This window comes from Bradyrhizobium sp. LeoA1Lang (assembly GCF_055413685.1).
Window position 1 is genome coordinate 16,958 of record NZ_JBVAPG010000008.1, and the last position, 26,060, is coordinate 43,017.

General features: G+C 65.9%; 23 protein-coding genes. 6 read left to right on the forward strand and 17 right to left on the reverse strand.

The features are described 5' to 3' along the window. The first annotated feature begins 8 nt into the window (after positions 1-8). From ACZYOF_RS04745 to ACZYOF_RS04770, 6 genes are all read left to right on the forward strand, one after another. Positions 9-509 (forward strand): (2Fe-2S)-binding protein, encoded by a 501-nt coding sequence (locus tag ACZYOF_RS04745; RefSeq protein WP_463714980.1) that lies wholly within the window; start codon positions 9-11, stop codon positions 507-509. Next, positions 506-2,926, forward strand: coding sequence for an aerobic carbon-monoxide dehydrogenase large subunit (locus tag ACZYOF_RS04750; protein WP_463714981.1), 2,421 nt, complete (start codon positions 506-508; stop codon positions 2,924-2,926). Before ACZYOF_RS04745 ends, ACZYOF_RS04750 begins: the two co-directional genes overlap by 4 nt. Beyond that, entirely contained in the window at positions 2,927-3,799 is an 873-nt protein-coding gene (locus ACZYOF_RS04755) for an AAA family ATPase (protein ID WP_463714982.1), read from the forward strand. It begins immediately after the preceding gene. Next, a complete protein-coding gene (locus ACZYOF_RS04760; protein WP_463714983.1) occupies positions 3,796-5,001 on the forward strand; it encodes a vWA domain-containing protein in 1,206 nt (401 codons plus the stop codon). Before ACZYOF_RS04755 ends, ACZYOF_RS04760 begins: the two co-directional genes overlap by 4 nt. 75 nt (positions 5,002-5,076) lie before the next feature. Then, a complete protein-coding gene (locus ACZYOF_RS04765) occupies positions 5,077-5,904 on the forward strand; it encodes an XdhC family protein (RefSeq protein ID WP_282528023.1) in 828 nt (275 codons plus the stop codon). A gap of 21 nt (positions 5,905-5,925) precedes the next feature. Beyond that, positions 5,926-6,432 (forward strand): SRPBCC family protein, encoded by a 507-nt coding sequence (locus ACZYOF_RS04770; protein ID WP_282528022.1) that lies wholly within the window; start codon positions 5,926-5,928, stop codon positions 6,430-6,432. 968 nt (positions 6,433-7,400) lie between these two features. Here the strand turns inward: ACZYOF_RS04770 and ACZYOF_RS04775 are convergent. The 17 genes from ACZYOF_RS04775 to ACZYOF_RS04855 are packed head-to-tail and all read right to left on the reverse strand — an operon-like array spanning position 7,401 to position 26,059. Beyond that, the gene (locus ACZYOF_RS04775) at positions 7,401-8,027 is read right to left on the reverse strand and encodes an FMN-dependent NADH-azoreductase (RefSeq protein WP_463714984.1); all 627 of its coding nucleotides are present in this window, start codon (positions 8,025-8,027) and stop codon (positions 7,401-7,403) included. Between the two features lie 13 nt (positions 8,028-8,040). Continuing rightward, positions 8,041-9,612, reverse strand: a complete 1,572-nt coding sequence (locus ACZYOF_RS04780; RefSeq protein WP_463714985.1) for an isochorismatase family protein — start codon at positions 9,610-9,612, stop codon at positions 8,041-8,043. A gap of 20 nt (positions 9,613-9,632) precedes the next feature. Continuing rightward, positions 9,633-10,481, reverse strand: a complete 849-nt coding sequence (locus tag ACZYOF_RS04785; RefSeq protein WP_456635424.1) for an MBL fold metallo-hydrolase — start codon at positions 10,479-10,481, stop codon at positions 9,633-9,635. 46 nt (positions 10,482-10,527) lie between these two features. Further along, positions 10,528-11,415: an amidohydrolase family protein gene (locus ACZYOF_RS04790; protein ID WP_463714986.1), complete on the reverse strand. Its 888-nt coding sequence runs from the start codon at positions 11,413-11,415 to the stop codon at positions 10,528-10,530. Then, complete coding sequence (locus tag ACZYOF_RS04795) at positions 11,412-12,530, reverse strand: vWA domain-containing protein (protein ID WP_463714987.1); 1,119 nt, start codon at positions 12,528-12,530, stop codon at positions 11,412-11,414. The genes ACZYOF_RS04790 and ACZYOF_RS04795 overlap by 4 nt, the downstream gene beginning before the upstream one ends. Continuing rightward, positions 12,527-13,408 (reverse strand): AAA family ATPase, encoded by an 882-nt coding sequence (locus tag ACZYOF_RS04800; protein WP_394565541.1) that lies wholly within the window; start codon positions 13,406-13,408, stop codon positions 12,527-12,529. Before ACZYOF_RS04800 ends, ACZYOF_RS04795 begins: the two co-directional genes overlap by 4 nt. A gap of 11 nt (positions 13,409-13,419) precedes the next feature. Further along, entirely contained in the window at positions 13,420-14,442 is a 1,023-nt protein-coding gene (locus tag ACZYOF_RS04805; protein WP_028162190.1) for a xanthine dehydrogenase family protein molybdopterin-binding subunit, read from the reverse strand. 2 nt (positions 14,443-14,444) lie between these two features. Continuing rightward, on the reverse strand, positions 14,445-16,025 hold the full coding sequence (locus tag ACZYOF_RS04810; protein WP_394565539.1) for a xanthine dehydrogenase family protein molybdopterin-binding subunit: 1,581 nt from the start codon (positions 16,023-16,025) through the stop codon (positions 14,445-14,447). 12 nt (positions 16,026-16,037) lie between these two features. Beyond that, on the reverse strand, positions 16,038-16,517 hold the full coding sequence (locus ACZYOF_RS04815; RefSeq protein WP_130582371.1) for a (2Fe-2S)-binding protein: 480 nt from the start codon (positions 16,515-16,517) through the stop codon (positions 16,038-16,040). 19 nt (positions 16,518-16,536) lie between these two features. Next, positions 16,537-17,355: an FAD binding domain-containing protein gene (locus tag ACZYOF_RS04820; protein ID WP_394565538.1), complete on the reverse strand. Its 819-nt coding sequence runs from the start codon at positions 17,353-17,355 to the stop codon at positions 16,537-16,539. A 16-nt stretch (positions 17,356-17,371) separates the two neighbouring features. Then, positions 17,372-17,815, reverse strand: a complete 444-nt coding sequence (locus tag ACZYOF_RS04825; RefSeq protein ID WP_130582373.1) for an SRPBCC family protein — start codon at positions 17,813-17,815, stop codon at positions 17,372-17,374. A gap of 1 nt (position 17,816) precedes the next feature. Further along, on the reverse strand, positions 17,817-18,254 hold the full coding sequence (locus ACZYOF_RS04830) for an SRPBCC family protein (RefSeq protein WP_225116590.1): 438 nt from the start codon (positions 18,252-18,254) through the stop codon (positions 17,817-17,819). A gap of 9 nt (positions 18,255-18,263) precedes the next feature. After that, positions 18,264-21,146 (reverse strand): flotillin family protein, encoded by a 2,883-nt coding sequence (locus ACZYOF_RS04835; protein WP_463714988.1) that lies wholly within the window; start codon positions 21,144-21,146, stop codon positions 18,264-18,266. A 21-nt stretch (positions 21,147-21,167) separates the two neighbouring features. Beyond that, complete coding sequence (locus tag ACZYOF_RS04840) at positions 21,168-22,001, reverse strand: phosphoenolpyruvate hydrolase family protein (protein ID WP_282526769.1); 834 nt, start codon at positions 21,999-22,001, stop codon at positions 21,168-21,170. Positions 22,002-22,004: 3 nt separating this feature from the next. Continuing rightward, positions 22,005-24,221 (reverse strand): Tm-1-like ATP-binding domain-containing protein, encoded by a 2,217-nt coding sequence (locus ACZYOF_RS04845; protein WP_463714989.1) that lies wholly within the window; start codon positions 24,219-24,221, stop codon positions 22,005-22,007. Next, positions 24,214-24,996, reverse strand: coding sequence for an ABC transporter ATP-binding protein (locus ACZYOF_RS04850; protein ID WP_463714990.1), 783 nt, complete (start codon positions 24,994-24,996; stop codon positions 24,214-24,216). The genes ACZYOF_RS04845 and ACZYOF_RS04850 overlap by 8 nt, the downstream gene beginning before the upstream one ends. Continuing rightward, the gene (locus ACZYOF_RS04855; RefSeq protein WP_463714991.1) at positions 24,989-26,059 is read right to left on the reverse strand and encodes a branched-chain amino acid ABC transporter permease; all 1,071 of its coding nucleotides are present in this window, start codon (positions 26,057-26,059) and stop codon (positions 24,989-24,991) included. The genes ACZYOF_RS04850 and ACZYOF_RS04855 overlap by 8 nt, the downstream gene beginning before the upstream one ends. Position 26,060: the final 1 nt, after the last annotated feature.

Sequence of the window (26,060 nt, forward strand, 5' to 3'; positions counted from 1 at the left end):
GAGAACAGATGGCAAAGACACATGTGACCATGAAGGTCAACGGCGCGGAGGTCGAAGGCCTGGTCGAGCCGCGCACGCTGCTCGTGCACTTCATCCGCGAGAACCTGCAGCTCACCGGCACCCATGTCGGCTGCGAGACCACCCATTGCGGCGCCTGCACCGTCGATCTCGACGGCATGTCGGTGAAGAGCTGCACGGTGTTCGCCGTGCAGGCCGATGGTTCCGAGATCACGACTATCGAAGGCATGGCCAATCCCGATGGCTCGCTCTCGGCGCTGCAGGAAGGCTTTCGGATGATGCACGGCCTGCAATGCGGCTTCTGCACGCCGGGCATGATCATGCGCGCGCATCGGCTGCTGCAGGAGAATCCGTCGCCGACCGAGCAGGAAATCCGGATGGGCATGTCTGGCAATCTCTGCCGCTGCACCGGGTACCAGAACATCGTTCGGGCGATCCAATACGCCGCCGCCAAGCTCAACAATGTCGAATTCAAGGAGGCCGCGGAATGAACGACATGACTCCCACGCGGGAACAACGCACCGCCGCACTCGAAGGCATGGGCTGCAAGCGCAAGCGCGTCGAGGACATCCGCTTCACGCAAGGCAAGGGCAACTATGTCGATGACGTCAAGCTGCCGGGTATGCTGCATGGCGATTTCGTCCGCTCGCCGCATGCGCATGCGCGCGTCAAGGCGATCAAGGTCGAAGAGGCGCTGAAGGTGCCGGGCGTGCTGGCGGTAATCACCGCCGAGACGCTGAAGACCGTCAACCTCGCCTGGATGCCGACGCTCGCCGGCGACGTGCAGATGGTGCTGGCCGATGGCAAGGTGCTGTTCCAGAACCAGGAGGTGGCGTTCGTGGTTGCCACCGACCGCTATGCCGCCGACGATGGCATCAACAAGGTGGAGGTCGAATACGAGCCGCTGCCGCCGCTGGTCGATCCGTTCAAGGCGATGGACCATAACGCGCCGGTGCTGCGCGAGGATCTCGCCGGCAAGACCACCGGCGCGCATGGGCCGCGCAAGCATCACAACCACATCTTCGAGTGGACGGTCGGCGACAAGGACCTGACCGATGCGGCCTTCCGCAAGGCCGAGGTCACGATCAAGGAGATGATCTCCTATCATCGCACCCATCCGTCGCCGCTGGAGACCTGCCAGTGCGTCTGCTCCTTCGACAAGGTCAAGGGCGAGCTGACGATCTGGGGCACCTTCCAGGCCCCGCATGTGATCCGCACCGTGGTGTCGCTGATCGCCAAACTGCCGGAGCAGAAGATCCACGTGATCTCGCCGGACATCGGCGGCGGCTTCGGCAACAAGGTCGGCGCCTATCCCGGCTATATCTGCGCGGCGGTCGCTTCCATCGTCACCGGCAAACCAGTGAAGTGGGTCGAGGATCGAATCGAGAACCTGACCGCAACCTCCTTTGCGCGCGACTACCACATGACGACCGAGATCGCCGCGACGAAGGAGGGCAAGGTCACCGGCCTTCGCGTCCATGTGCTCGCCGACCACGGCGCCTTCGATGCCTGCGCCGATCCGTCGAAATGGCCGGCGGGGTTCTTCAACATCGTCACCGGCTCCTACGACTTCCCGACTGCGCATCTCGTTGTTGACGGCGTCTACACCAACAAGGCGCCGGGCGGTGTCGCCTATCGCTGCTCTTTCCGCGTCACCGAGGCGGCCTACTGCATCGAGCGTGCGATGGACATCCTGGCGCAAAAGCTCGGGATGGATCCGGCGGAGCTGCGGCTGAAGAACTTCATCAAGCCGGAGCAGTTCCCGTATCACTCGGCGCTCGGCTGGGAGTACGATTCCGGCGACTATCACACCGCCATGCGCAAGATGATGGAGACGACTGACTACGCCGCGCTCCGCAAGGAGCAGGCTTCGAGGCGCGCGGCGTTCAAGCGCGGCGAGACCCGCGAGATCATGGGGCTCGGCGTGTCCTTCTTCACCGAGATCGTCGGCGCCGGCCCGTCGAAGAATTGCGACATCCTGGGGATCGCGATGTTCGATTCCTGCGAGATCCGCATGCATCCGACCGGCGCGGGCATCGCGCGCATGGGCACCAAGAGCCAGGGCCAGGGCCACGAGACCACCTGGGCCCAGATCATCGCCACCGAGATCGGCATTCCCGCCGACAACATCCAGGTCGAGGAGGGCAACACCGACACCGCGCCTTACGGGCTCGGCACCTACGGCTCCCGCTCGACGCCGGTTGCGGGCGCCGCGATCGCAATGGCGGCGCGCAAGATCAAGGCGAAGGCGCAGATGATCGCCGCCTATAAGCTCGAGGTCCACGAGGATGATCTCGAGTTCGATATCGACGGCTTCCGCGTCAAGGGCCTGCCGGAGAAGTTCATGTCGATGAAGGATATCTGCTGGGCGGCCTACAACTCCGTGCCACCGGGCATGGAGCCGGGGCTGGAGGCGGTGAGCTACTACGATCCGCCCAACATGACCTATCCGTTCGGCGCCTATCTCTGCGTGATGGATATCGACGTCGATACCGGCGTCTACAAGATCCGGCGCTTCTACGCGCTCGACGATTGCGGCACGCGCATCAATCCGATGATCATCGAGGGCCAGGTGCATGGCGGGCTCACCGAAGCCTTCGCGATCGCGATGGGGCAGGAGATCCGCTACGACGACACCGGCAATGTCGTGACCGGCTCGTTCATGGACTTCTTCATGCCGACCGCGGTCGAGACCCCGCACTGGGAGACCGACTTCACGGTAACGCCGTCGCCGCATCATCCGATCGGCGCCAAGGGCGTCGGCGAGAGCCCGAATGTCGGCGGCGTGCCGGCATTCTCGAACGCCGTCAACGATGCCTTCTCGTTCCTGGGCTCGACCCACATCCAGATGCCGCACGATTTCTGGCGCAACTGGAAGGCGGCAAAGAATCTCGGAGCGGTCGCCTAGATGAAGGGACGTGAGGAGATCGCGCAAGCATTGGCCGCGTCGGGTTATATCGCCGATGCGGAGCTTGCGACCGCGATCTCGCTGATGCAATTGCTGCGGCGTCCGCTGCTGCTCGAGGGCGAGGCGGGCGTCGGCAAGACCGAGGTCGCGAAAGCGCTGGCGCAGGCGTATTCGACCGAGCTGATTCGCCTGCAATGCTATGAGGGGCTCGACCAGTCGGCCGCGCTCTACGAATGGAACTACCAGCGGCAGCTCTTGGCGATCCAGGCGCATCATGGCGAGGATGCCGATGCGGTCGAGGACCGGATCTTCTCCGAGAAGTATCTCCTCGAACGGCCGCTGCTCGCCGCGATCCGCCGCGAGCAGGCGCCCGTGCTCCTGATCGACGAGATCGATCGCGCCGATGACGAGTTCGAAGCGTTCCTGCTCGAACTGCTGTCGGACTTCCAGGTCTCGATTCCCGAACTCGGCACCGTGTCCGCGGTCACGATCCCGCACGTCGTGCTGACGTCCAACGGCACGCGCGAGCTTTCGGATGCGTTGCGGCGACGCTGTCTCTATCACTATGTCGACTATCCCGATGTCGATCGCGAGACGCGCATCATCCTGGCGCGGATTACGAATGCGAGCCCGTCGCTGTCGCTGCAGATCGCGCGCATGGTGCAGGCGATCCGCAAGGAGGATCTGCGCAAGGTCCCCGGCGTTGCCGAGACGCTGGACTGGGCCGCGGCGCTGGTCGGGCTCGATATCCGCGATCTCAACGACGCGCCCGAGACGGTGCATGAAACGTTGATCTGCCTGCTCAAGACTCATGAGGATCGCGCCCGCTTCACGCCGGAAGTGACGCAGCGGCTGTTGGGGAAGGTCGCATGAGCTGCTGTGGCACCAATCCCGGCTTCGAAGAGATCGACGAGGTCTCGCGCCTCGTCTCCGGACGGCTCGCCGTCTTCCTCCGGACGCTGCGCGACAATGGTTTTCGCATCGGCCTTGCCGAGGGCCGCGATGCAGCGGCGCTGATGGCCGAAGGCTATGCGGCGCGGCCCGGATTGTTGCGGTCGGTGTTCAAGCATCTGTTCTCGGCGCGGAAGTCGGATTGGGAGAAGTTTGACGGGCTGTTCGATGCGTTCTGGCTCGGCAGGCGCGTGCGCTCGCGGTCGCGGACGATGGCGTCGGGGCAGGCGGCGAACAGCCCGTCGCTCAAGCGCCTGCAGGATGGCCAGACCGAACCGAGCGGCCAGTCGGCGACCGACCAAGTGCCGTCGTCCGATGATGCGCCCGAGGGGCAGAGCGGCGAGGGACGGATGGAAGGCGCCTCGCGCGCGGAAAATCTCGCCGAGGTCGATTTCCGCAAGCTCGCCGATCCCGAACAGGTCGCCCAGGCCCACGAGGCTGCAGCGCAACTCGCGAAGGTCATGCGCACGCGATTGACGCGACGGGACCTCGCGCGGCGGCGCGGCTACCGGCTCGATCTCCGCCGCACCATCCACCGCAACATCAGCCATGGTGGGGTGCCGATCAGCCTGGTGAAGCGGCAGCGCAAGGACAAGCCATTGCGGCTGATCGTGCTGCTGGATGCGTCGGGCTCGATGAGCATGTACACCAGCGTATTCCTGCGTTTCATCCACGGCGTGCTCGACGAATTCCGCGAGGCCGAGGCGTTCCTGTTTCATACCCGTCTCGCTTACGTCTCCGACGCCATGAAGGAGAAGGACGCTGGCCGCGCGCTCGACCGGCTCTCGATCATGGCGCAGGGCGCGGGCGGCGGCACAAGGATCGGCGAGAGCCTGCAGACGTTCAACCGCTGGCATGCCGCGCGCGTCATCCATTCGCGCAGTTGCGTGATGATCGTGTCCGACGGCTATGAGACCGGCGATGCGGCGCTGCTCGGCCGCGAGATGGCCGCGCTTGCACGGCGCTGCCGCCGCATCGTTTGGCTCAACCCGATGATGGCCTGGGAGGGTTATGCGCCGGAGGCGCTCGGCATCAAGGCGGCGCTGCCGCATGTCGATCTCTATGCGCCCGCCAATACGCTGCAGAGCCTGCGCGCGCTCGAGCCCTATCTGGCGAAGCTCTAGATTGCTGTTATGACGCGTTTTCTTCTCGCGAACCGGTGTCCACTTCGCTCGAAAACGCTCTGAAGGAGGTGTCCGATGACTGCTCATGTCGAAGTCATGGACCTGGTCGCGCAGATGAAATCGGCCGAGCGGGCCTTTGTGCTCGCGACCGTGGTGCGTACGGTCTCGGTGACGGCGGCGAAGGCCGGCGCGAAGGCGATCATCGCGCCTGACGGCACCATCGTCGCGGGCTGGATCGGCGGCGGTTGCGCGCGAGCCGCGGTGCTGAAGGCGGCGCGCGAGGCGCTGGCCGATGGCGCGCCGCGGATGGTGTCGGTGCAACCGCAGGATCTGCTCGCCGAGCTCGGCGTCAAGGCCGGCGAGAGCCGCGAGGGCATCCGCTTCGCCAGCAACATGTGCCCGAGCCAGGGCACCATGGATATTTTCGTCGAGCCGGTGCTGCCGCATCCTTCGCTCATCATTTTTGGCGCGAGCCCGGTGGCGATGTCGCTTGCCGCGCAGGCGCGGACGCTCGGCTATCACGTCACGCTCGCCGCGCCCGCAGCCGATGTTCCCGCCAAGCCGGATGCCGACGAGCGGATCGATGGCTTCCAGTTGGGCGAGCTGAACGACGCCAAGCGCTTCATTGTGGTGTCGACGCAAGGAAAGGGCGACGAAGCCGCGTTGCGCGCCGCGGTCGCGATCGATGCCTGTTATCACGCCTTCGTCGGCAGCCGTCGCAAGATGGCTTCGATGCGCGCGAAGCTGATCGGCGAGGGCGTGGACTCTTCGCTTGTGGACCGCGTCAAGGCGCCGGCCGGCCTCGACCTCGGCGCCATCACGCCGGAGGAGATCGCGATGTCGATCCTGGCCGAGATCACGATCGAGCGGCGGCGCGGCCAGCGCCTGCCGGTGTCCGCCTGAAGTGACCTGAAGGAACTGATCATGCAGATGAACGATAGCCAGCGCATCCCCGCGTCGAAGGAAAAGGTGTGGGCGATGCTGAACGATCCCGCGGTGCTCAAGCTGTGCATTCCGGGTTGCGAGGCGCTCGAGATAACATCGGCGACCGAGATGACCGCGACCGTCGTCATCAAGGTCGGACCGGTGAAGGCGTCCTTCGGCGGCAAGGTGACGCTGTCCGATCTCGATCCGCCGAACAGCTATCGCATTTCGGGCGAAGGATCCGGCGGTGTCGCCGGCTTCGCCAGGGGCGGAGCGACGGTGCGTCTGGAGGCGGAGAGCGCCGATGTCACGGTGCTGCATTACGAGGTCGATGCGCAGATCGGCGGCAAGCTCGCGCAACTCGGCTCGCGGCTGATCGACTCCACGGCCAAAAAGCTCTCCGGCGAATTCTTCACGCGCTTCGCCGCTGCGGCAGGCGGGACGCCGGATGCGGCGCCGGCGGAAGCAGGCGAGAAGAAGGGCTGGATCGCAAGCCTGATCTCGTGATGGTTTGCACCGCGGCCGTAGGGTGGGCAAAGGCGCGAAGTGCCGTGCCCACCATCAAGCACTCCGCCCGTGATGGTGGGCACGCTCCGCTTTGCCCACCCTACGATGTCGTCCCTGCGAAGGCGGGGACCCATAACCACAGGGAGGCGTTGTGGCGTCGGCAAGTGGTTGCAGCGGAGCACATCATACAGGCCTGTGGTTATGGGTCCCGGGTCAAGCCCGGGACGACGCGGGGGTGAGTTCTGATGCAAATGTCAAACAGCGTGAGGATGTGAGCTCACGTTCTCGCGACGCGATGCGCCCGAGCTTTGCTTTACTTTCCACCCTCCTCGATATCAGAGGGCGCAGGGAAAGCCGGGTGCTGGTTGCACCCGTGGGTCCCGTGCAACAAAAAGCACGGGGGTAGGACCACAGGTTCAACCGAAGCATTCCGGCTTTCCCTGCGCGATGGTTTACGGCTTACTTCGTGCTCTCCCCGGTGACCGGGCTTTTTTGCCACCGTCACTTCGTAAGAAGTTTAGCGCCAGCGTCGGGGCGCCAGGACCACACGACTTCGCCGTCCGTGATGCGCGTGCTCGTCAGTCATACGCTTCACGTCCACCGCATCTCACCGCAACGTTCGTGACGATCGCGACCCGCCCCTCTCTTGGGTGAGACGCGCGGAGTTAAATCATTGATTTGCCCGACGGCGAAAGTGGAATATTTTTCGCGCCAAGGCTGGACAGACTTTCGGCTGATTTGCCCGTCGGGTTGTTTTGTCGCACCCAAAGCATCCACATCGTCATTGCGAGCGGAGCGAAGCAATCCATAGCGCCGCAAGCGGAGACATGGATTGCTTCGCTTCGCTCGCAATGACGGAAAGTGAGGAGTCTGTGGCTGATCCCTCGAGACGCCGCTGGCGCGGCTCCTCGGGATAAGGGGCGGTCATTTTCGGCTCGCGCCAAGAGGGGCGTAATTCGCCATCTCGATCAAAAGTTCACAGCCAACTCGGCCAAGCGGCGATTGGCATTCTCGCGCGCGATCCGGATCGGGTCGGCCGGGCCGGTGGTGGGGCCGATCGGCACGAAGCGGACGCTGCTGATGCCGATGAAGCGGAGCGCCTCGCGCAAATACGGCGTTGCCATATCGATGCGTCCGCGATTCATGCCGGTGACGAAGTCGCTGCCGCTGGCGAGGATGACGAGCGTCGGCCGGTCCTTGAGCAGCGGCAGATAGCCTTGCGACGGATCGAAGCGGAACGTCAGCCCGGGCTGGATGATGACGTCGAGCCAATGCTTCAGTTTGTAGGGAATGCCAAAATTCCACATCGGCGTCGAGATCAGCACGCGGTCGGCAAGCGCGAGGCGGAGCGCGATGCGCTCGGCGGCGGCGAAGCCGTCACGCTCAGCTTCGGTGAAGGCCTGGCCTTTCAGGCGGGCGTATTTGGCATCGAGGATCGCGCCGGAGAATTCCGGCAGATGATCGCGCCAGAGATCCATCAGATCGATGTCCCAGTCCGGTCGCACTTTTCGAAAATGGTCGAGGAAGATGCGTGCGCCGGCTGCCGATTCCGAATCGGCTCGCGGCGAGCAGGCGAGATGAAGGAGCTTTGGCACGCACCTGCGCCTTTCATCCCAGGGCCTTGATGACGGTGTCGGCATTGGTCACGACGGCAACGTTCTGCAGGGCGAAGTTGATCGAGGCGTTGTGCCAGTCCGCGTTCATGGTCGAGCAGCAATCCTCCGGCACGATCATGAAATAGCCCTTGTCGGCGCCGGTGCGGGCGGTGTGCTCGACCGACATGTTGGTCCAGGCGCCGGTATTGATGATCATGTCGCGGCCGGTGGCTTTCAGGATGGTTTCGAGCCGCGTGCCCTCCCAGGCGCTCATGCGCATCTTCTCGACGACGAAATCGCCGGCGCGCGGCTCCAGCCCCGACACCGGCGCGGCACCCCAACTCCCGCGCACCATCGCCTTGCTGTCGACGAGGCCTTCGAACAGCGGTGCATTCAGGGTGACGCCCGGCGCGCCCGGCTCGACGATGAACCAGACGTGGATGATGACGACACCGCGCGAGCGCGCGACTTCCGCAAGACGACGGACATTGTCGACGACGCGCTGCTGCCGCGCATGCGCCGGCGCGCCTGATTCCGCGAACGCGCCGCCGTCCATGATCACGTCGTTCTGCAGATCCTGGATGATCATCGCGCAGCGCTGCGGATCAAGCCGCATCTCGCCATCGGTCAGGTGAGGGGCGGGCGCCGAAGAAGCGGCTGCAGTGCCGCCGCGCCGGCCGCTCATATAGGGCTCGTGGCGCGGACCGACCTTGGTCGGGATCGCGTAAACCGAATGTGTCGCGGTCAGATAAAGCGTACGAAAGTCTGTGCCGCCCCAGGCGAGATTGGCGACAAGTTCGGGAAGGCGCACTTTGCCAAGCAGTTCGCCATTGCGCGAATAGGCCCAGACGCCGCCGGGCGCGGTGACCCAGACATTGCCGTGCTGGTCGCATTTCATGCCGTCGGGCACGCCGGGCTCGAACTCGGAGCGGATGTTGCTTGCAAAGACGCGCGGATTGGCGAGCGCGCCGTCGGCCTCGACGTCGAAGGCGCGGATCAGCGCCTGCACGGTGTCGTTGACATAGAGCACGCGCTCGTCCGGCGAGAAACAGAGTCCGTTGGGCTGCTCGAACAAATTACGGTCGACGAGCAGGCGGGGCGCGCCGCCGCCGGGCGGCACGCGATAGACACCCTGAAAGCCGAGCTGGCGCGGCCGCTCGACGCCATAGACCGGCATGCGGCCATACCACGGATCGGAGAAATAGATCGCGCCACTCGAATGGACGCAAACGTCGTTCGGGCTGTTGAGCTCCTGGTTCTCGAAATGCGAGGCGAGCACGTCGCGTCGCCCGTCCGGCCGCTCGCGGATCAGCGACGAGGTGGCATGCTCGCAGACGATCAGGTTCAATTCCGCGTCATAGGTCATGCCATTGCATTTGTTCGAGGGGCGTCTGACCTCGACGACGCCGCGCCGCGCATCCCAGCGTCGGCGCACGTCGGCCGGCATGTCCGAAAACAGGAGATAGTGATCCGTCGGATGCCAGATCGGTCCCTCCGTGAACTCGAAGCCCGTGCCGACCTGGCCGACCGGCGCATAGGGATCGATCAGGTTCTCGAATTCCGGCCGCAGGGTGACGTGCGTCATCGGCTAAAGTCCTCTTGAGCTCACGCCGGGAACCAGTGGCGCTCCGGCAGGCTCTGCACGATGGGTCCGGGGACTTGGTCGTGCAATCGGCCGACCACCGCGCCGCCTTCGATCTTGGCGGGCCGGTCGTGCACAGGCAGCAGATAGCGCGAGCCGCTGAGCAGCTTCTTGATCGCGGCCTTCTCCGCCCGCTTGGTGGTGCCATGGTTGCCGGTCGTGCGCGGCTCCCAATCATGGATCTCGTTGAAGGGCGTCACGATCTGGTCGTTGAAATCATAGATCACGTCGCCGCAGATCGTGGCGATGCCATCGGCGGTGTGGACGTGGATGTTCATCGAGCCTTCGGTGTGGGCATTGGCGGCGTCGCAATAGACGCCGGGCATCAGTTCGATCGGGCCGGTGATCTCGAGATCGAGGAAGCGCAGCGCGCCCTTGGTGTGCAACCGGTCGACCAGGTGCTTGATGTCGGGCGCCGGATATTGCGGATGCATCAGGCCGGATACGGAATATTCGAGTTCGCGGCGGTTGAGGACGACGGTCGTGTTCATCGGAAACAGATCGTCCTTGCCGGCATGGTCGATGTGAAGATGGGTGTGGCAGACGAAGCGCACGTCACCCATGCGCACGCCGTGACGCGCGAGCTGATTCTCGATCATGTTCTCGTGGAATTGCAGGCCGCGCATGCCGAGCGTCTCCATGATCTGGTTGGAGCGATAGCCGGTGTCGACCACGACAGGATAGGGGCCGCCGAGGATCAGGAAGCCGAGCGTCAGCACGCGTCGGGTGCGGCCGCAGTCGCGCCCGAGCACGAGGAAGCTCGACTCCAATTCGATATCGCCATAGTCCAGGATCTTGATTTCCAACGGCATCCATTCCCTCCCGATTGATCTTGTTTTGTGCGGCGATCCTTTGCCGTCATCCGATGCGATAGACGCGCATCGTGGTTGCCCTGAAGATCGCGTCGCGCTGCTCGCCGCGAAGCTGCACAGTAGCCGCGCGATAGGTGGCAATCAGTTCGCGATAGCTGGTCCAGAGTTTTTCGATCGGAAAGTTCGAGCCGAACAGGCAGCGCTCGGCGCCGAAGATATTGACGGTGTCCTCGATGACCCCACGGATATGCGCGAGGTCATTGCGGTGAATGAAGGTGCCGAGCCCCGAAAGTTTTGAGACCACGTTCGGGCAGCTTGCTAGCCTTGCCATGCCGGCGCGCCAGGCGGCGCGGCCTTCCGGCGACAGGTCCTCCAGCATGCCGGCGTGCTGCAGGATGAAGGTCACGTCGGGGCAGGCTTCGGCGAGGCCGGCGGCATCCGCCATCTGCGGCGCGAACACCTGCAGGTCAAAACTCCAGCCATAATCGGCGAGGCGGGCGACGTTGCGGCGGATCGCGGGATCGGCGCAGAGGTCGGCACGCGCGGCGAAACGGTAGAGCGGATTTTCATGCCAGTGCAGTTGCATGCGCACGCCGCGCACCAGCGGATAGCGCGCGAGGCGATCGAGTTGCGGGCGCACGTCACTGGCGGAGAAATCGGCATAGGCGACGATGGCATGCGGCCAGCCGTGCTCGCCCGCCGTCTGTTGCACCCAGGCCGTTTCGTCCTCGAAGCGATCAGTAGGCCAGTTGGTCTGCACATAGACCGAGCGGATCACGCCGGTGCCGGCGAGGTCGTCGAGATATTCGCGGATCGGATAGTCGCGGCGGATCGGCTCATAGGGGCCGAAGATGCGCGGCTGCATCGGTCCGGACAGCCAGGCGAGATCCGCCTGCCGCCAGATGTGGTGGTGGGCGTCAACGATGTCGGTCATGCGGCTCTCCTTCCTCCGAGCGACAACAGATGCGATACGACGGCGGCACTCGACCCGCCGTCGGAGAGATCATCGACGAAACGCTCGATCGCGATCAGCGCTTCGGTCTGCGGCCGGAAGCCGGGCCCGCTAGCCAGCGGCGTCAGCCAGCTCAGCGACCAGGCGCGTCGCGACAGTTTCGCGACTGCGTCGCGCAGCGCGGATACATCGCCACGCTCCAATCCATCGGAGACCACGACCACGGCGGCGCCGCGCGCATAGCCGCCGAACCGCGGTACGGCGAGGAACGCCTGCAAGGCGTCGCCGATACGCGTGCCGCCGTCCCAGTCGCTGACGAGGTGGGCGGCCGCGTTCAGCGCCTGCTCGCGGCGTTTCATCCGCAGGGCGCGAGTGACACGCGTCAGCCTGGTGCCGAAGGTGAACACCTCGACATTGCGCGCAGCCTGCATCAGAGCATGGGCGAGCGTCATGTTCTCCTCGGTGCGCGCCTTCATCGAGCCGGAGACGTCGATCAGGAGCAGGATCTTGCGCGGGCGCAGGCGTCGTTTCAGATGCCCGAGCCGCAGTACTTCGCCGTCATTGCGCACGCTGTCGCGCAAGGTGCGGCGGATATCGGCGAAGGGCCCGCGGCGCGCGCGCATCCGGCGGTGGCCACGGCGGCGCGGCAGCCGCCTCGGCGCTTCGCGCGAGAGCCGGCGCAGCGCGTCGTTGGTCGTGCCATGTGCAAAGCGGCGCTCGACCAGGGCCTCGGTGCGGGCGGCGGCGAGGCCAGATTCGTTGGCCTCGTCGGCGAGCGGCGGTTCATCCTCGCCGCGACCATCCTCCTGCAGGCGAACGATTTCCTCGTCTTCGCCCTCGGCGCGCTCGATGGCCTCGCTGCCGCGGAAATGGATATCGAACAGCCGGTCATAGGTCGCGCGCCGTTCCGGCGGTGGCGCCAGCGTCGCGAGACCCGCGCGGCGGATGTGTTCGAGGCTGCGCGGCCCGAGCAGTTCGATCGCGGCGAGGAAGGCGGTGGTCTGTTCCGGCGCGACCGCGAAGCCGTTGTGGCGCAGCAGCGCGACAAAGGAGATGAAGGTCTGGGCAGCGCGCGGCAGCGGCAATACGTCGTTCACGCAGCAGCCTCCGCTATCAGCGCGTCGAGCCGGGGCGAGATGAAATGAAGGTCCTCCTCGTCCTTCAGTGCGACGCCGATCGATCGCTTGAAGGCATCCGGCCAGCGCGCGCCGCCTTTGTGCAAGAGCGTGGCGGCCTCCGCCCAGTCGACCGCCTCGGCGATGCCGGGTGCCTTGCTCAGCGGTTCGCGCCGGAGCTTGCCGACGGCGGCAACGACGGCGCGCGCGGTCGCTTCGGCGACGCTGGAAGCGCGCATCATGACGATGCGCGCTTCGCGCTCGGCGGTCGGGTAGTCGATCCAGTGATAGACGCAGCGTCGCCGAAGCGCCTCGTGCAGGTCGCGCGTCCGGTTCGAGGTCAGCACCACGACCGGATGTTCAGTCGCGCGCACCGTGCCGCGCTCGGGGATGGAGATCTGGAAGTCGGACAGGAATTCGAGCAGGAAGGCTTCGAACTCCTGGTCGGCGCGATCGATTTCGTCGATCAAGAGCACGGTCGAGTCGGGTGCGCGCAGCGCGGCGAGCATCGGCCGCTCGATCAGGAAGGTCTCGCCATAGATGTCGATGGTCTCGTCGCCGGCCTGCCGGATCGCCAGCATCTGGCGCGGATAGTTCCACTCATAGAGCGCGGCCGCGGCGTCGATGCCCTCATAGCATTGCAGGCGGATCAATTTGCGCCCGAGCACGGCGGCGATGGCCTTGGCGGCTTCGGTCTTGCCGACGCCGGGCGCGCCTTCGAGCAGCAGCGGCTTGCCGAGCGCGAGCGAGAGATAAGCCGCGGTCGCGATGCCGTCGTCGGCGAGGTAATAGGCCGCGCGCAGCGCCTTCTCCAGCGCTTCCGGTGAGTCGATGCCGACGATGTTGCTGCGAACCGGCATGTGTCCTGCCTCTAGCGCCGCGCCTGTGGCCGCGCGCCGCCCTGCGCCTTGATCGCGCGCAGCACCTTCTCCGGCGTGATCGGCAATTCATCGATGCGGACGCCGACGGCGTTGAAGATCGCGTTCGCCACGGCCGGCAGCACCGGATTGGCGCACATCTCGCCCGGCCCCTTGGCGCCGAACGGTCCATCAGCCGCCGGGCGCTCGAGCACCGCGATGTCATGCGGACAGATGTCGCCGGGCCCCGGCATGAGATATTCGACGAAGTCGCGTGGCCCGTGGCTCGGGTCGGGATAATAAGGCTCGGGCGTCTCGTAGAGCGCGTGGCTGATGCCCATCCAGGCGCCGCCCACCAGTTGCTGCTCGACCAGCCGCGGATTGAGCGCACGGCCGAGCTCGTAGGCGCTGTCCATGCGGACCATCGCGACTTCGCCGGTCTCGTCATCGACCTCGACCTCAGCGACCAGGCAGGCATGCGCATAACATGTCGCGGGCGACATCTCGCCGGTTTCAGGGTCGACGTCGGAGAGCGGCACCAGGAAGATGCCGCGGCCGGAGATCGTCTTGCCCTGCTTGAACTGCGCGGCGATCGCCACGTCCTTGGTCGAGATGGAACGGTGCGGCGCGCCCTTGACGTGGATGTTGCCGCGGCCATCGGTCTCAAGGTCGGCGGCGTTCACCTCCAGCTCCTCGGCGGCGGCCTCCATCATCACGCCGCGCGCCTCGCGTGCGGCCATCATCACCGCATTGCCGACGCGATGCGTGCCGCGCGAGGCGAACGACCCCATGCAATGCGGCCCGGTGTCGGAATCGGCGGTGTCGACATAGACGTCCTCGACCGGCACGCCGAGCGTCTCCGCGCAGATCTGCCGCGTCACGGACTTCATGCCCTGGCCGAGATCGATCGAGGACAGCGCCACCGTGAACTTGCCGCTGGGATTGGAATGAACCAGCGCCTGGCTGGGATCACCGCCGAGATTCATCCCGATCGGGTAGTTGATCGACGCGATGCCGCGTCCGCGATGCCTGGTCATGGTCAGCGCCTCCTGGTGCCGAAGACGGAGGAGAAGCGGGCGGCGCCGTGCGAGGGCGCCTGCGGCCGTGGAGGAGGGGGCGGCGGAGGTGGAGGTGGGGGCGGCTCGCGCGAGGCAGGCGGCGCGCGGTCATAGGTCGTCCGCTGCTGTGACGGCGTCGCGGCCGGCGCGTAGGACTCGCGCGGCGTCGGCGGGATCGCCGCGCGGCTGCCGCCGCCGTCCTTGCGCGAGGAGGCGCGCTTGAACTCCTCGCGGATCGGCCATTTGGCCTTCTCGGCGGCGACCTGGACGCATTCGATCAACGCGGTGTTCTTGGCCTCGCGGCGATGCGCCTTCATGTCGCCGTCGCGATAGGCGTTGAGGATGCGGAACTCCATCGGGTCCATGCCGACGAGATGCGCGAGCTTGTCCATCTGGCACTCGATCGCGAAATCCATCGCGGTGACGCCGAAGCCGCGCATCGCGGTCGCGGGCGTGCGGTTGGTGAAGACGCAATAGACGTCGCCATAGACATTGGGGATCGTGTAAGGGCCCGGCAGATGCGCGGCGCATTTGACCGCGGCGTAGCTCGACAGCCGCGTATAGGCGCCGCTGTCGAAATAGGCGCGGATCTTGCGCGCCACGATCCGCCCGTCGCGCATCACGCCATCCTTGATGTAGATGCGCTCGGCGCCGCGCGGCGGACCATATTGCATCTCTTCCTCGCGCCCGAACACGTAGCGAACCGGACGTCCCGTGAGCATCGCGCCGAGAATGGAGAGCGGCTCGGTGAGGGTATCGACCTTGCCGCCGAAGCCGCCGCCGACGGTGCCGCCGATGAAATGGAAGGTGTTCGAGGGCACGTCCAGGATCTTGGCGCAGGTGTCGAGCGAGAAGAACAGCGCCTGGGTCGAGGTGTAGACGATGTAGCGGCCGTTGGTATCGGGCGCGGCGATCGAGCCGTTGGTCTCGGTCGGTGCGTGCTCGATCGGCGACATCTGGTAGCGCTGCTCCAGGACGTGGTCGGCCGTGGCTAGGCTGCGCTCGACATCGCCGAAGCGCAGCTTCTGGTGATCGTAGACATCGTGATAGATGAACGCGTTCTTCGGATAGGTCTCGTTGACAACAGGCGCGCCGGGTTTCAGCGCGTCCTCGACGTCGAACACGGCGGGCAGCGGCTCGTAGTCGATCCTGACCTTCGCCATCGCCTCATAGGCTTCGCGCGGGCTGTCGGCAACGATGGCGACGATCGGCTCGCCCTTGTAGCGCACTTTCTCGACCGCGAGCGACGGCTCGTCGTCCTTGCCGAAATTGATCAGGCTGAGCAGGGTGTTGAGGTTGCGCGGCACGTCGCTGCCGCGGATGATCCGGCGCACGCCCGCCGAGCGCTCGGCCTCGCTGGTGTCGATGCGTCGCAGCCGCGCATGGGCATGCGTGCTGCGAACCACCTTCAGATGCAGCATGCCCTGCAGCTTGTGGTCATCGAAATAGGTCGAGGTGCCCGTGACATGCCCAAGCATGTCCTGCCGCTGCGTGCCCTTGCCGATTTCCTTCAGATTGTCGTCGCGCTCGTCGGCGAAAATGTCCTTGCGCAGTTCCAGCATGGCTTAAGTCCTTTACGCGCGGGCGCGGCCGGTGGAGGCGGCGGCGAGCACGGCGTTGATGATGGGTTCGTAGCCGGTGCAGCGGCAGATATTGCCCGAGATCGCCTCGACGACCTCCGCGCGGCTCGGCTGCGGGTTGCGGTCAAGCAATGCCTTGGCGGCCATCAGCATGCCCGGCGTGCAGTAGCCGCACTGGGCGGCAAAGTTGTCGGCAAAGGCGCGCTGCAGCGGATGCAGGTTCGGGCCGTCCTTGATGCCGTCAAGCGTCTCGACCGAACGGCCGGCGACTGTCTCAGCCAGCGTCAGGCAGGAGAGATGCAATTCGCCGTCGATCAGGACGCTGCAGGCGCCGCAGCCGCCCTGGCCGCAGCCGAATTTCGGCGTCATGTCGCCGATCAATTCGCGCAGCGCGACCAGAAGATTGGTGCCGCCATCGACGAAGATCGCGACGTCGCGGCCGTTGTGTCGGAATTGCAGGGCGGTCTTGGCCATCGTGATCCTCTTGGTGATCCTATTCCTGACCGGACAGCAGACGTCTCAAGTGAACGCCGACGATCTCGCGCCGGTACCAGCCGGAGGCGAGCGCATTGTCGGCGGGCGAGGTGCCCTCGACCGCGGCTGCGGCGGCGGCACCCATCGTCGCAGCGTCGAGCGTGCGTCCTTCCAGCGCCCGCTCGGCGGCACGGGCGCGAATTGGCGTCGGCGCCATCGAGCCGAGCGCGATGCGCGCGCCGGCGATGCGGCCGTTGCTGACAGGCAGATGCGCGGCGAGCGCGATCACGGCGCCGCCCTTCGGCTTGATGCGGGCGATCTTGCGATAGCGGAATGCGTCCGCGGTCGCGGGCTTCTGAAAGGAAACCGCGAGCACGAGCGTGCCGGTCTGCCGGTCGCGCGTCTGTAGGAATTCCTCGATCGGCACGTCGCGGCTGCCAAGGCCGCCCTGCACGGAAATCATGGCGTCGAGCGCGAGTAGCGCGACGGTAAAGTCGCCATATGGATTTGTGGCAAACAGATTGCCGCCGACCGTGCCCATGTTGCGGACCGCCGGCCCTCCGATCGAGCGAGCGGCTGCGTGCAGGAAGGCGAGATCGCGCTCGGCGAGGATGCGGGCAAAGGTGACGCCCGCACCGATCGTGACGCGGGAACCGGTCGCATCGATCCGCGTCAGCGCATGGTCGCTGGCGCGCACGATGGTGGAGATCGAGATGTCGCCTTCGTTCAGCGCGCGCATCACCAGCGTGCCGCCGCCGAGATAGCGCGCGCTGCGGTCGGATGACAGCACAGCGGCGGCCTCGCCGGTTGAGGCAAAGGTCCTTACAGTGACGGTCATGGGCGTTCCTCCGCGCTCATGCAGCCTCCTTCAGATGCCGGCGAATAGCTTCGAAGCCGGCCTGATAGATCTGCTCGGACACCATCTGCGTGATGTCGACGCTGTCCTCGGGCCGCGTGGTGAAGCGCGATTCCCAATGCCAGAAGGTGCGGTCGCCGTCGGTGACGGGCAGCAGGCGGACGTGCGCGACATAGTTGAACATCGGGATCGGCGTATCGAGCAGGCAATAGCTGAAGGACTGTTCAAGGTCGGACAGCGCCAGCAATTGCTCGCGCAGTTCCGCGCCGTCTTTGAGCTTGAAGCGCCTGACGCAGCCGATCTTGTCGGAGCTGTGTGCACGCTCGATCGTGCTGGTCGCAACCGCCGGATGCCAGCGGTCGTGCCCGTTGAAATCGCGGAGCACGCCCCACACCGCGTCGGTCGGCGCATCGATGATCGTGCTCTTGACGATATGCGGCACGCTAGCCTCCGAACGCGCGCTTGAGGGCGTCGAAGCCGCCCTGGAACACGCCGCCGCCGATATTGCCCACGAGCTCGGCCTCCCGCTCCGGCGCGCAGTCGAACTCGGCGGTCCATTCGAGAAACGTCTGGTCGCCGTCGGTCACCGGCGTCAGCCGCAGCGTCGCGACATAATTCTCCACGCCCATCGGCGACTCCAGGATGGAGTAGGTGCAGAACATGTCGTAGTCGGACAGGCCCAAGAGCTTCTCGCGGATGCGGTCGCCATTGCGCAGACGGAAATCACGCACGCATCCGATCTTGTCGGCGGGTTCGCCGCCTTCGATGCGGCTCTCGGCAATTGCCGGATGCCAGTTCGGCAGGCCATTGAAGTCGCGCACGCGGGCCCAGACGCGATCATTGCGGGCATTGACGACGGTGGAGACATAGACCCTGGCCATGGCGCGTGCTCACTCCTTCTTGCGCGGGGGGCGCGGCTCGCCTGTGGCGGGACTTGCGGGCGGCTTGGGTTCACCGCTCTTGCGGGTCGCGGACTCCTTGATGCCCTGCATGTCGCGCGCCTCGCGGATCAGGCCGGGCATCTTGGCAAGGCTGCCGCCCTCGACGCCGATGTCGGACAGGATCGAATCGATCAGCGGCGCCTGCACGCGGTAGCGCAGCGCGGAGTCGATCACCTCGTCGGTGGCGCTGCGGGAGGAGCCATTGCCGTGGCCATTGCCGTTGAGGCCGTCGACCTGGAGGATGCGGATGCCCTCGATCTTCTCCATCGGCTTGACGCTCTCGCGCACGATGCCCTCGATGCGGTCGAGCAGCTTGCGGCGGAACAGCGAGTAGCGCGCCTGGTCGGTGAGCACGTTCTCGGCTTCGTTGAGCAGCCGCTGCGCTTCGGCCTCCACCGCGGCGCGCACGCGCTCGGCCTCGGCGGCGATCCGCGTCTCCTCGGCCTGTTTCTCTGCGAGCAGCACCTCCACCGTCTTGCGGCGGCGCGCGATCTCGCTCTCGCGCGCGGTGACGACGCGCTCGGCGGCTTCTGTGGCGCGCACCCGCGCATCTTCGGCCGCCACCTTGGCCGCGGATTCTTCCAGGGATTTCTGATAGAGGGCGATCGCCTTCTCCATCAATGCGGTCTCGACGTCCTTCTCGCGGTTGACTTCGAGCCGGCGTAGATCGCGCTCGCGGCCGATGCGGGCCTCGTCGAGGCCACGGTCGGAGGCGATGCGGGCGCGCTCGACCTCCTCGCGGGAGGCGATCTCGGCCTCCTGCAGCGACTGGACGCGGGCGACCTCGAGTTGCTCGATGGAACGGCGGCGTTCGAGCCGTGCTGCCTCCAGCGCCTGCTCGCGCGAGACGTCGGTAGTCTCAACTTCCTTGCGCGCCACGATTTCCGCCTGCCTGACCTGGCGGTCAGCATCGATGCGCTCGGAACGCTTCACCGACAGCGCGATCACGCGCTCCTCGTCGGCGATCTCGATCGTCTTCTTCTGGTCGATATTGAGCACCTCGCGTGTCCTGGATGAAGCGATGCGCTCGGATTCCAGCGCAAGTTCCACCCCGATCCGTTGGCGCTCGATCGCATCGCGTCGCTTGAGGTCGGCTGCCTCGATCGCTTGGGTACGCGCGATTTCGAGGGCCCTCGTCTCGCGTTCGGCCTGGATGCGCTCGGCCGCAACAGCCTTCTCCTGCGCGATGCGTGCAGCCTCGATGGCTTCGCGCGAGGCGATGTCGGCTTCCTCGACGGTGCGGTTGCGCGCGATCTCCAGCGAGCGGATGCGTTCTTCCTGGGAGATGCGGGAGGCTTCGGTCGTCTCGCGCGCAGCGATGCCGGCGACTTCCAGCGCCTGGTTGCGCTCGATCTCCAATTGCCGCGTATTCTGCTCGGCGGCGATTCTTTCGGCCGCAAGGGTGCGCTCGCGGGCAATGCGCGCTGCTTCCACTGCGCGCTGCGCCTCGATCTCCGCTTCCTGGATGGCGCGGACCTGCTTGATCTCAAGCGCGCGGGTGCGTTCGTCGGAGGCGATGCGCTCGACATTGACGGTCATGGTCTGGGTGATGCGCGCCTTCTCGGTCGCCTCCTTCGCGGCGATCTCGGCTTCCTCGACCGTGCGCGTGCGCTCGATCTCGCGCCGCCGGGTCTCTTCCTCGTTGGCGATCCGGGCATCGGTCACGACGCGATCCTGCTGAATGCGCGCCTTCTCGATCGCCTCACGCGCCGCGATCTCGGCTTCCTCCACCGTGCGCATACGCTCGATCTCGCGCTGGCGCACTTCGCGCTCGGAGGCGATCCGCGCGGTGTCGACCGAGCGCTGGTTGGCGATCCTGGCTTTCTCGATCTCCTCGCGGGCCAGCAGTTCCCGTTCGTCGACCGCGCGCGTCCGCTCGATCTCCTTCTGCCGGGTTTCGCGTTCAGAGGCGATGCGTGCCTCGGTGATCGCCTGTTCGTTGGCGATACGTGCCTTCTCGATCGCCTCGCGTGCGGTGATCTGGGCCTGCTCGGCCTCGGTCTCGCGCAGCGCGCGTTCGCGCGCCACTTCGGTGCGCTGCAGGGCGCGGCGCATCTCGATGTCGCGTTCCTGCTCCAGCCGCGCCGTCTCGCTCTCGCGCTCGATCTCGAGCGCCTGCCGTTCGGCCTCCAGGTTGCGGGAGCGGATCTTGATCATCGAGTCCTGCTCGATGTCGTTGCGCAGCTTGCGCTTGGCCTCGATGTCCTCCATCAGGCGGGTGAGACCTTCGGCGTCGAAGCGATTCGAGGGATTGAAGAACTCGAGATCGGTCTGGTCGAGGTCGGTGATCGCGACGGATTCGAGCTCGAGGCCGTTCTGGGCGAGCGCTTCGGCGGCCGCAGCCTTGACGCGGGCGACATAGTCGCCGCGCTGCTCGTGCATCTGCTCCATCGTCATTTCCGAAGCGACCGACCGGATCGCCGAGACGAACTTGCCGGAGAGCAGCGTATGGAGCTGTTCCGGCTCCATGGTGCGGCGGCCGAGTGTGGCCGCCGCGATCGAGACGGCCTCGCGGGTCGGCTGCACGCGGACGTAAAAATCCGCCTCGATATCGACGCGCATGCGGTCGCGGGTGATGACGGCGTCCTGCCTGGATCGCACGATCCCCATCGGCAGCACGTTCATGTTGACCGGCGTGTAGTCATGAATGAAGGGCAGCACGAAGGCGCCGCCATTGATCACGACACGCTCGCCGAGGAAGCCGGTGCGGACGAAGGACACTTCCTTCGACGAGCGGTGGTACAGCCAGTTGACGATATAAACGATAACGACGATCGCGATGATCGCGATGATGAGCCAGAGGATCAATTCGCCGATCAGAATCCCTGACATCTTAACCTCCCTTGCTCGGCGCTAGCGGGCGCCGATCATCTTGAACTTGCGTACCTGATCCGTGAGCGCCCGCTCGACCGGCAGGCGCTCCATCGAGGAGGCGCCATAAAAGCCGTGGCATTTGCGGGTCTTCTTCATGATGAAATCGGCGTCGGCGGGGTCCGCGATCGGGCCGCCATGCGCGAGCACCAGGATGTGCGGGTTGACGCTGAGCGCGGCCTCGGCCCAGGTATCGATGCGGGCCGGGCAGTCCTCGAGCCTGAGCGCGGTCTGCGCCCCGATCGAGCCGCCGGTGGTCAGGCCGAGATGGCAGACGACGATGTCAGCGCCTGCAATCGCCATCGCGGCCGCTTCGGTCTCGCTGAAGACGTAGGGCGTCGTCAGCATGTCCTTGTCATGCGCCTTCGCGATCATCTCGATCTCGAGCGCATAGGACATGCCGGTCTCCTCGAGATTGGCGCGGAATATGCCGTCGATCAGGCCGACGGTCGGAAAGTTCTGTACGCCGGAGAATCCGAGCGCCTTGAGCTGATCCAGGAACAGGTCCATGTCGCGGAACGGATCGGTACCGTTGACGCCGGCGAGCACCGGCGTGTTGGTCACGACCGGCAGCACTTCGCCCGCCATCTCCAGCACGATCGCATTGGCATCGCCATAAGGCATGAGGCCGGCGAGCGAGCCGCGGCCCGCCATGCGATAGCGTCCGGAATTGTAGATCACGATCAGGTCGACGCCGCCGGCCTCTTCGCACTTGGCCGAGAGCCCGGTGCCGGCGCCGCCGCCGACGATCGGCTCGCCCCTGGCCGCCATGTCGCGAAACCTCTTCAACAGCGCCGCGCGTTCAAACCTGGCCATGGGTCACCTCGCCACTCTCCGCCGTCCACCGGCGCGTCCGAGCAGAGGACGGAACGCGGCTACGATTGCAGCCGCAAATTCGGGATCGTTGATGTTGCGCCTGATGCGAATGAGCTGGCGGTTGCCGGTCTGGCGCACGGTGCGCTCCAGCGCGCGGAACAGCGTCGCATCGGCATCCGGATCCCAGAACGGTTGACCTGCTGCATCGAGCGCGGAGACGCCGCCCTCGGGCAGGAAGAAGCGCACGGGACCGTCCATCTGGTTCAGCCGTTCGCCGATCCAGCGGCCCATGCGTTCGTTCTCTTCCACTGTCGTCCGCATCAACGTGACCTGCGGGTTGTGGACCTGGAACTGGCGCTGGCGATAGCGCTCAGGGATGGTGTCGGGGGCACCGAAATTGACCATGTCGAGCGCGCCGACCGAGCCGACATAGGGCACGCGGCTGCGGATGATCGCCCCGAAGCGATCGTCGGTGGCCGGGAAGACGCCGCCCATCAGGAGATCGCAGATTTCGGTGGTGGTCAGATCAATGACGGCAGCGAGTTGGCCGGAATCGACGAGCTTTTCCATCGAGCGGCCCCCGACGCCGGTGGCGTGGAACACCAGGCACTCGAAATCGTCCTTCAACTCGGCCGCGATCTTCTGGACGGCAGGCGTGGTCACGCCGAACATGGTGATGCCGATGGCGGGAAGGCCGCTGCCGGTCTCGCGCTGCCGGGCGCCGCGCTCGTCGAGACGTGCTTTCACCATGCCGACCAACGCATTCGCGCCGTTGGAGAGCACCGCGCGCGAGATCGAGTTGAGGCCTTGGACGTCGGTGACCGAATACATCATCATGATGTCGGCCGGGCCGACATAGGGACCGACGTCACCCGAGGCGACGGAAGAGATGATGATCTTGGGCACGCCGATGGGCAGGGTACGCATGGCAGGCGCGACCAGCGAGGCGCCGCCGGAGCCGCCAGCCGAGATGATGCCGGCGACATTGCCCTGACGGCGCAGCCATTTCGCGAAGGCATCCGCCATCGCGCTGACCGAGGCGCCGCGATCGGCGCCGAACACGCCGGGTCCGCCGCGACCATGGTTCAGCGCGATCTCCTGGGCGGAGACATCGCAGGTCGTCTGCTTGCCGCTGGTGGAAACGTCGACCAGGCGGGAGCGCAGCCCGCTTGCCGCGATGATGTCGCGGATGAAGCGCAGTTCCGGTCCCTTGGTGTCGAGCGTGCCGACGACCAGCACGACCGGCGGGCCTGCGGTCTGCGCGGCGGCCGGTTCGCGCCGCTGCCGTGTGCTCTCTTCCAGCCGTGTTACGCCGGCCGAATGCGTTCGCGCGGCCGCCTCGATGCGGGCGATTGGTACCGGCTGCGACCAGCGCGTCGGCGGCACGGGATTGGAGATGTAGATGCGGACCGGGCCCTTGCCGCGCGCGGGCCGCGGGGCGGCATCCGGCTCCGGCTTTGCGGGGCCAGCGTCGATATCGGCTGCAACATCGCCATGGAGCCCGACGCCGAGCAGGCGCTGCTGCAACTCGCGGTCGGCGGCGAGCCGCACGGAATCGATGATGCGGTTGATGCGGCCGTTGACCATGATGGCGACGTTCTTGGAAACCGCCGTCGCCACGCCGATGTTCTGCTCGATCACCAGCACCGACATGTCGCCGTCTTCGCCGAGGCGGACCAACATCTCCTCGACCTGCGCCACGATCACCGGCGCCAAGCCCTCGGTCGGTTCGTCCATGATCAAGAGATGCGGATTGGTCAGAAGCGCGCGAGCAATCGCGAGCATCTGCTGCTCACCGCCGGAAAGCTGGCTGCCGCCATGGTCCCTGCGTTCGGCAAGGCGCGGGAAGGTGTCGTAGATCCGCTCGACCGTCCACGGGCCGCGGCGCATCCCCCCGGCGAGCTGCAAATGCTCGTCGACGCTGAGCGAACGCCACAGGCGCCTGCCTTGCGGCACGTAGCCGACGCCAAGCCGCGCGATCCGGGCCGGGCTCATGTGCGTGGCGTCCTCGCCGCGAATGCGCACGGAGCCGCCGCTGGCCCGCACCAGGCCCATGATGGTCTTGCACAGCGTAGTCTTGCCCATGCCGTTGCGGCCGACCACCGAGAACACGCCGGAATCGAGCGTGAGGTCGACGCCCTGCAGCGCATGCGAATGGCCATAGTAGACATCGAGACCCCTGACCTCCAAGGCGGGCGCGGCGCGGCGGATATCACTCATGTCCGCCTCCGAGATAGAGCTCCTGCACTTCAGGATCGGATTCGATCTCGCGTGGCAGGCCCTCCTTGAAGACGCGGCCGTTGTGCATCATCGTGACGCTCTCGACGACGCGCAGCGCGACATCCATGTCGTGCTCGATGATGATGTAGCCGATATGCGCTGGAAGCGAGGTCAGGATCTCGATCAGTTCGAGCCGCTCCGCCGGCGACAGGCCCGCCGCCGGCTCGTCGAACAGGATGAAGCGCGGCGCACCGGCGAGCGCGAGAGCGATCTCGAGCTGGCGTTGCTGGCCGTGAGCGAGCTCGGCGACGCGCTGGTTCTTTACCAATGTCAGGTGCACCGCCTGCACCAGCGTCTCGGTCGCGTGCATCAGCGCGTCGTTCGCACCCGGACGCAGGAAGGAGAAGCGCCCGCGCGAGACGCCGCGGCAGGCGAGGTAGACATTGTCCTGCACGGTGAGGCCGGGGAACAGCGCCGATATCTGGTAGGTGCGGCGGAGGCCGCGCCGGATCCGCTCATAGGGCGGGAAGCGCGTGACGTCCTCGCCGAAGAAGCGGATGGTGCCGGAGGAGGGCAGGAAATCGCCGGTGATGCAGTTGAACAGCGTGGTCTTGCCGGCGCCGTTGGAGCCGAGCACGGCGCGCCGCTCGCCCGGGCGTACTGTCATGGTGACGTCGGTCAGCGCGGCCAGCGCGCCGAACAACCGCGTCACGCCGCGCAGTTCCAGCGCAGCGCCGGCGCCGACTGCGGAGAGGCGATGCGCGACGCTATCCATGTCGGCTTCCCGCGGTGCTGCTTGAGGTTCGTGTTTGGCGGCGGCGCCAGCGCTCCCAAAGGCCGATCACGCCGTCCGACGACCAGAACACGATGGCAAGGAAACCGAGCCCGATCAGGAGCCGGAAGCGATTGCCGTCGAGCCCGAACTTGATCAGGACGTCGAGCGCGAAGGTGCGCAGGATAACGAAGATGAGCGCGCCGATGAATGGGCCGACCGGCCGGGTGATGCCGCCGACCACGGCGATGATCAGGATGTCGATGCAGCGCTCGACGCCGACCGAGCCGGGCGAGATCTGCCGATAGTTCCAGACCTGAAGCACGCCGCCGAGCCCGGCAATGAAGGATGCGAACGCATAGGCGGCGACACGGTGCGCGTTGACGTTGAAGCCGAGCGCCGCCATGCGGCGGGGATTGTCGCGCACGCCCTGCAGCGCCAGCCCGAACGGAGCGCGCGAGACGTACTGGACCGCGAAATAGCAGAGAGCGGCGACGCCGAGTATCAGGTAGTAGAAGGGAATATCGGAGCGCCAGTCGACGCTCCAGAACTGCGGCGTAGCGACGGTGTTGATGCCGGTATGGCCGTTGAAGATGGCCCAGTTCTGGTTGGTGAAGTAGTAGAAGGCCGCGCCGATCGCGAGCGTGATCATGATGGTGTAGATGCCCTCGGTGCGGACCGCGAGCGCGCCGCCGAGCGTGCCGAAGATCGTCGCGAGCACGAGCGCCACCGGCGTCGCCAGCCACCACGGCCAGCCGAGGCTGATATTGGCATTGCCGCTGACGCCGAACACCGCGACCATGTAGCCCGCAAAGCCCGCGATGGTGAGCTGCATCAGGCTGACCATGCCGCCGTAGCCGGCGAGGAACATCAGGCTGAGCGCGACGATGCCGAGGATCAGCGAGGTGCCGAAGATCTCGATCAGGAAGAAGCCGTTGGCGATCACCGGCATGATCACCAGGATCAGCGCAACCAGCCACGCGGCCGGGTTGTTGAGCTCGGGCCAGGCGCGGAACTTCGGGCGTTCTACCGCGGTCGCTGGTGCATGAAGCTGCGTCAACGACATG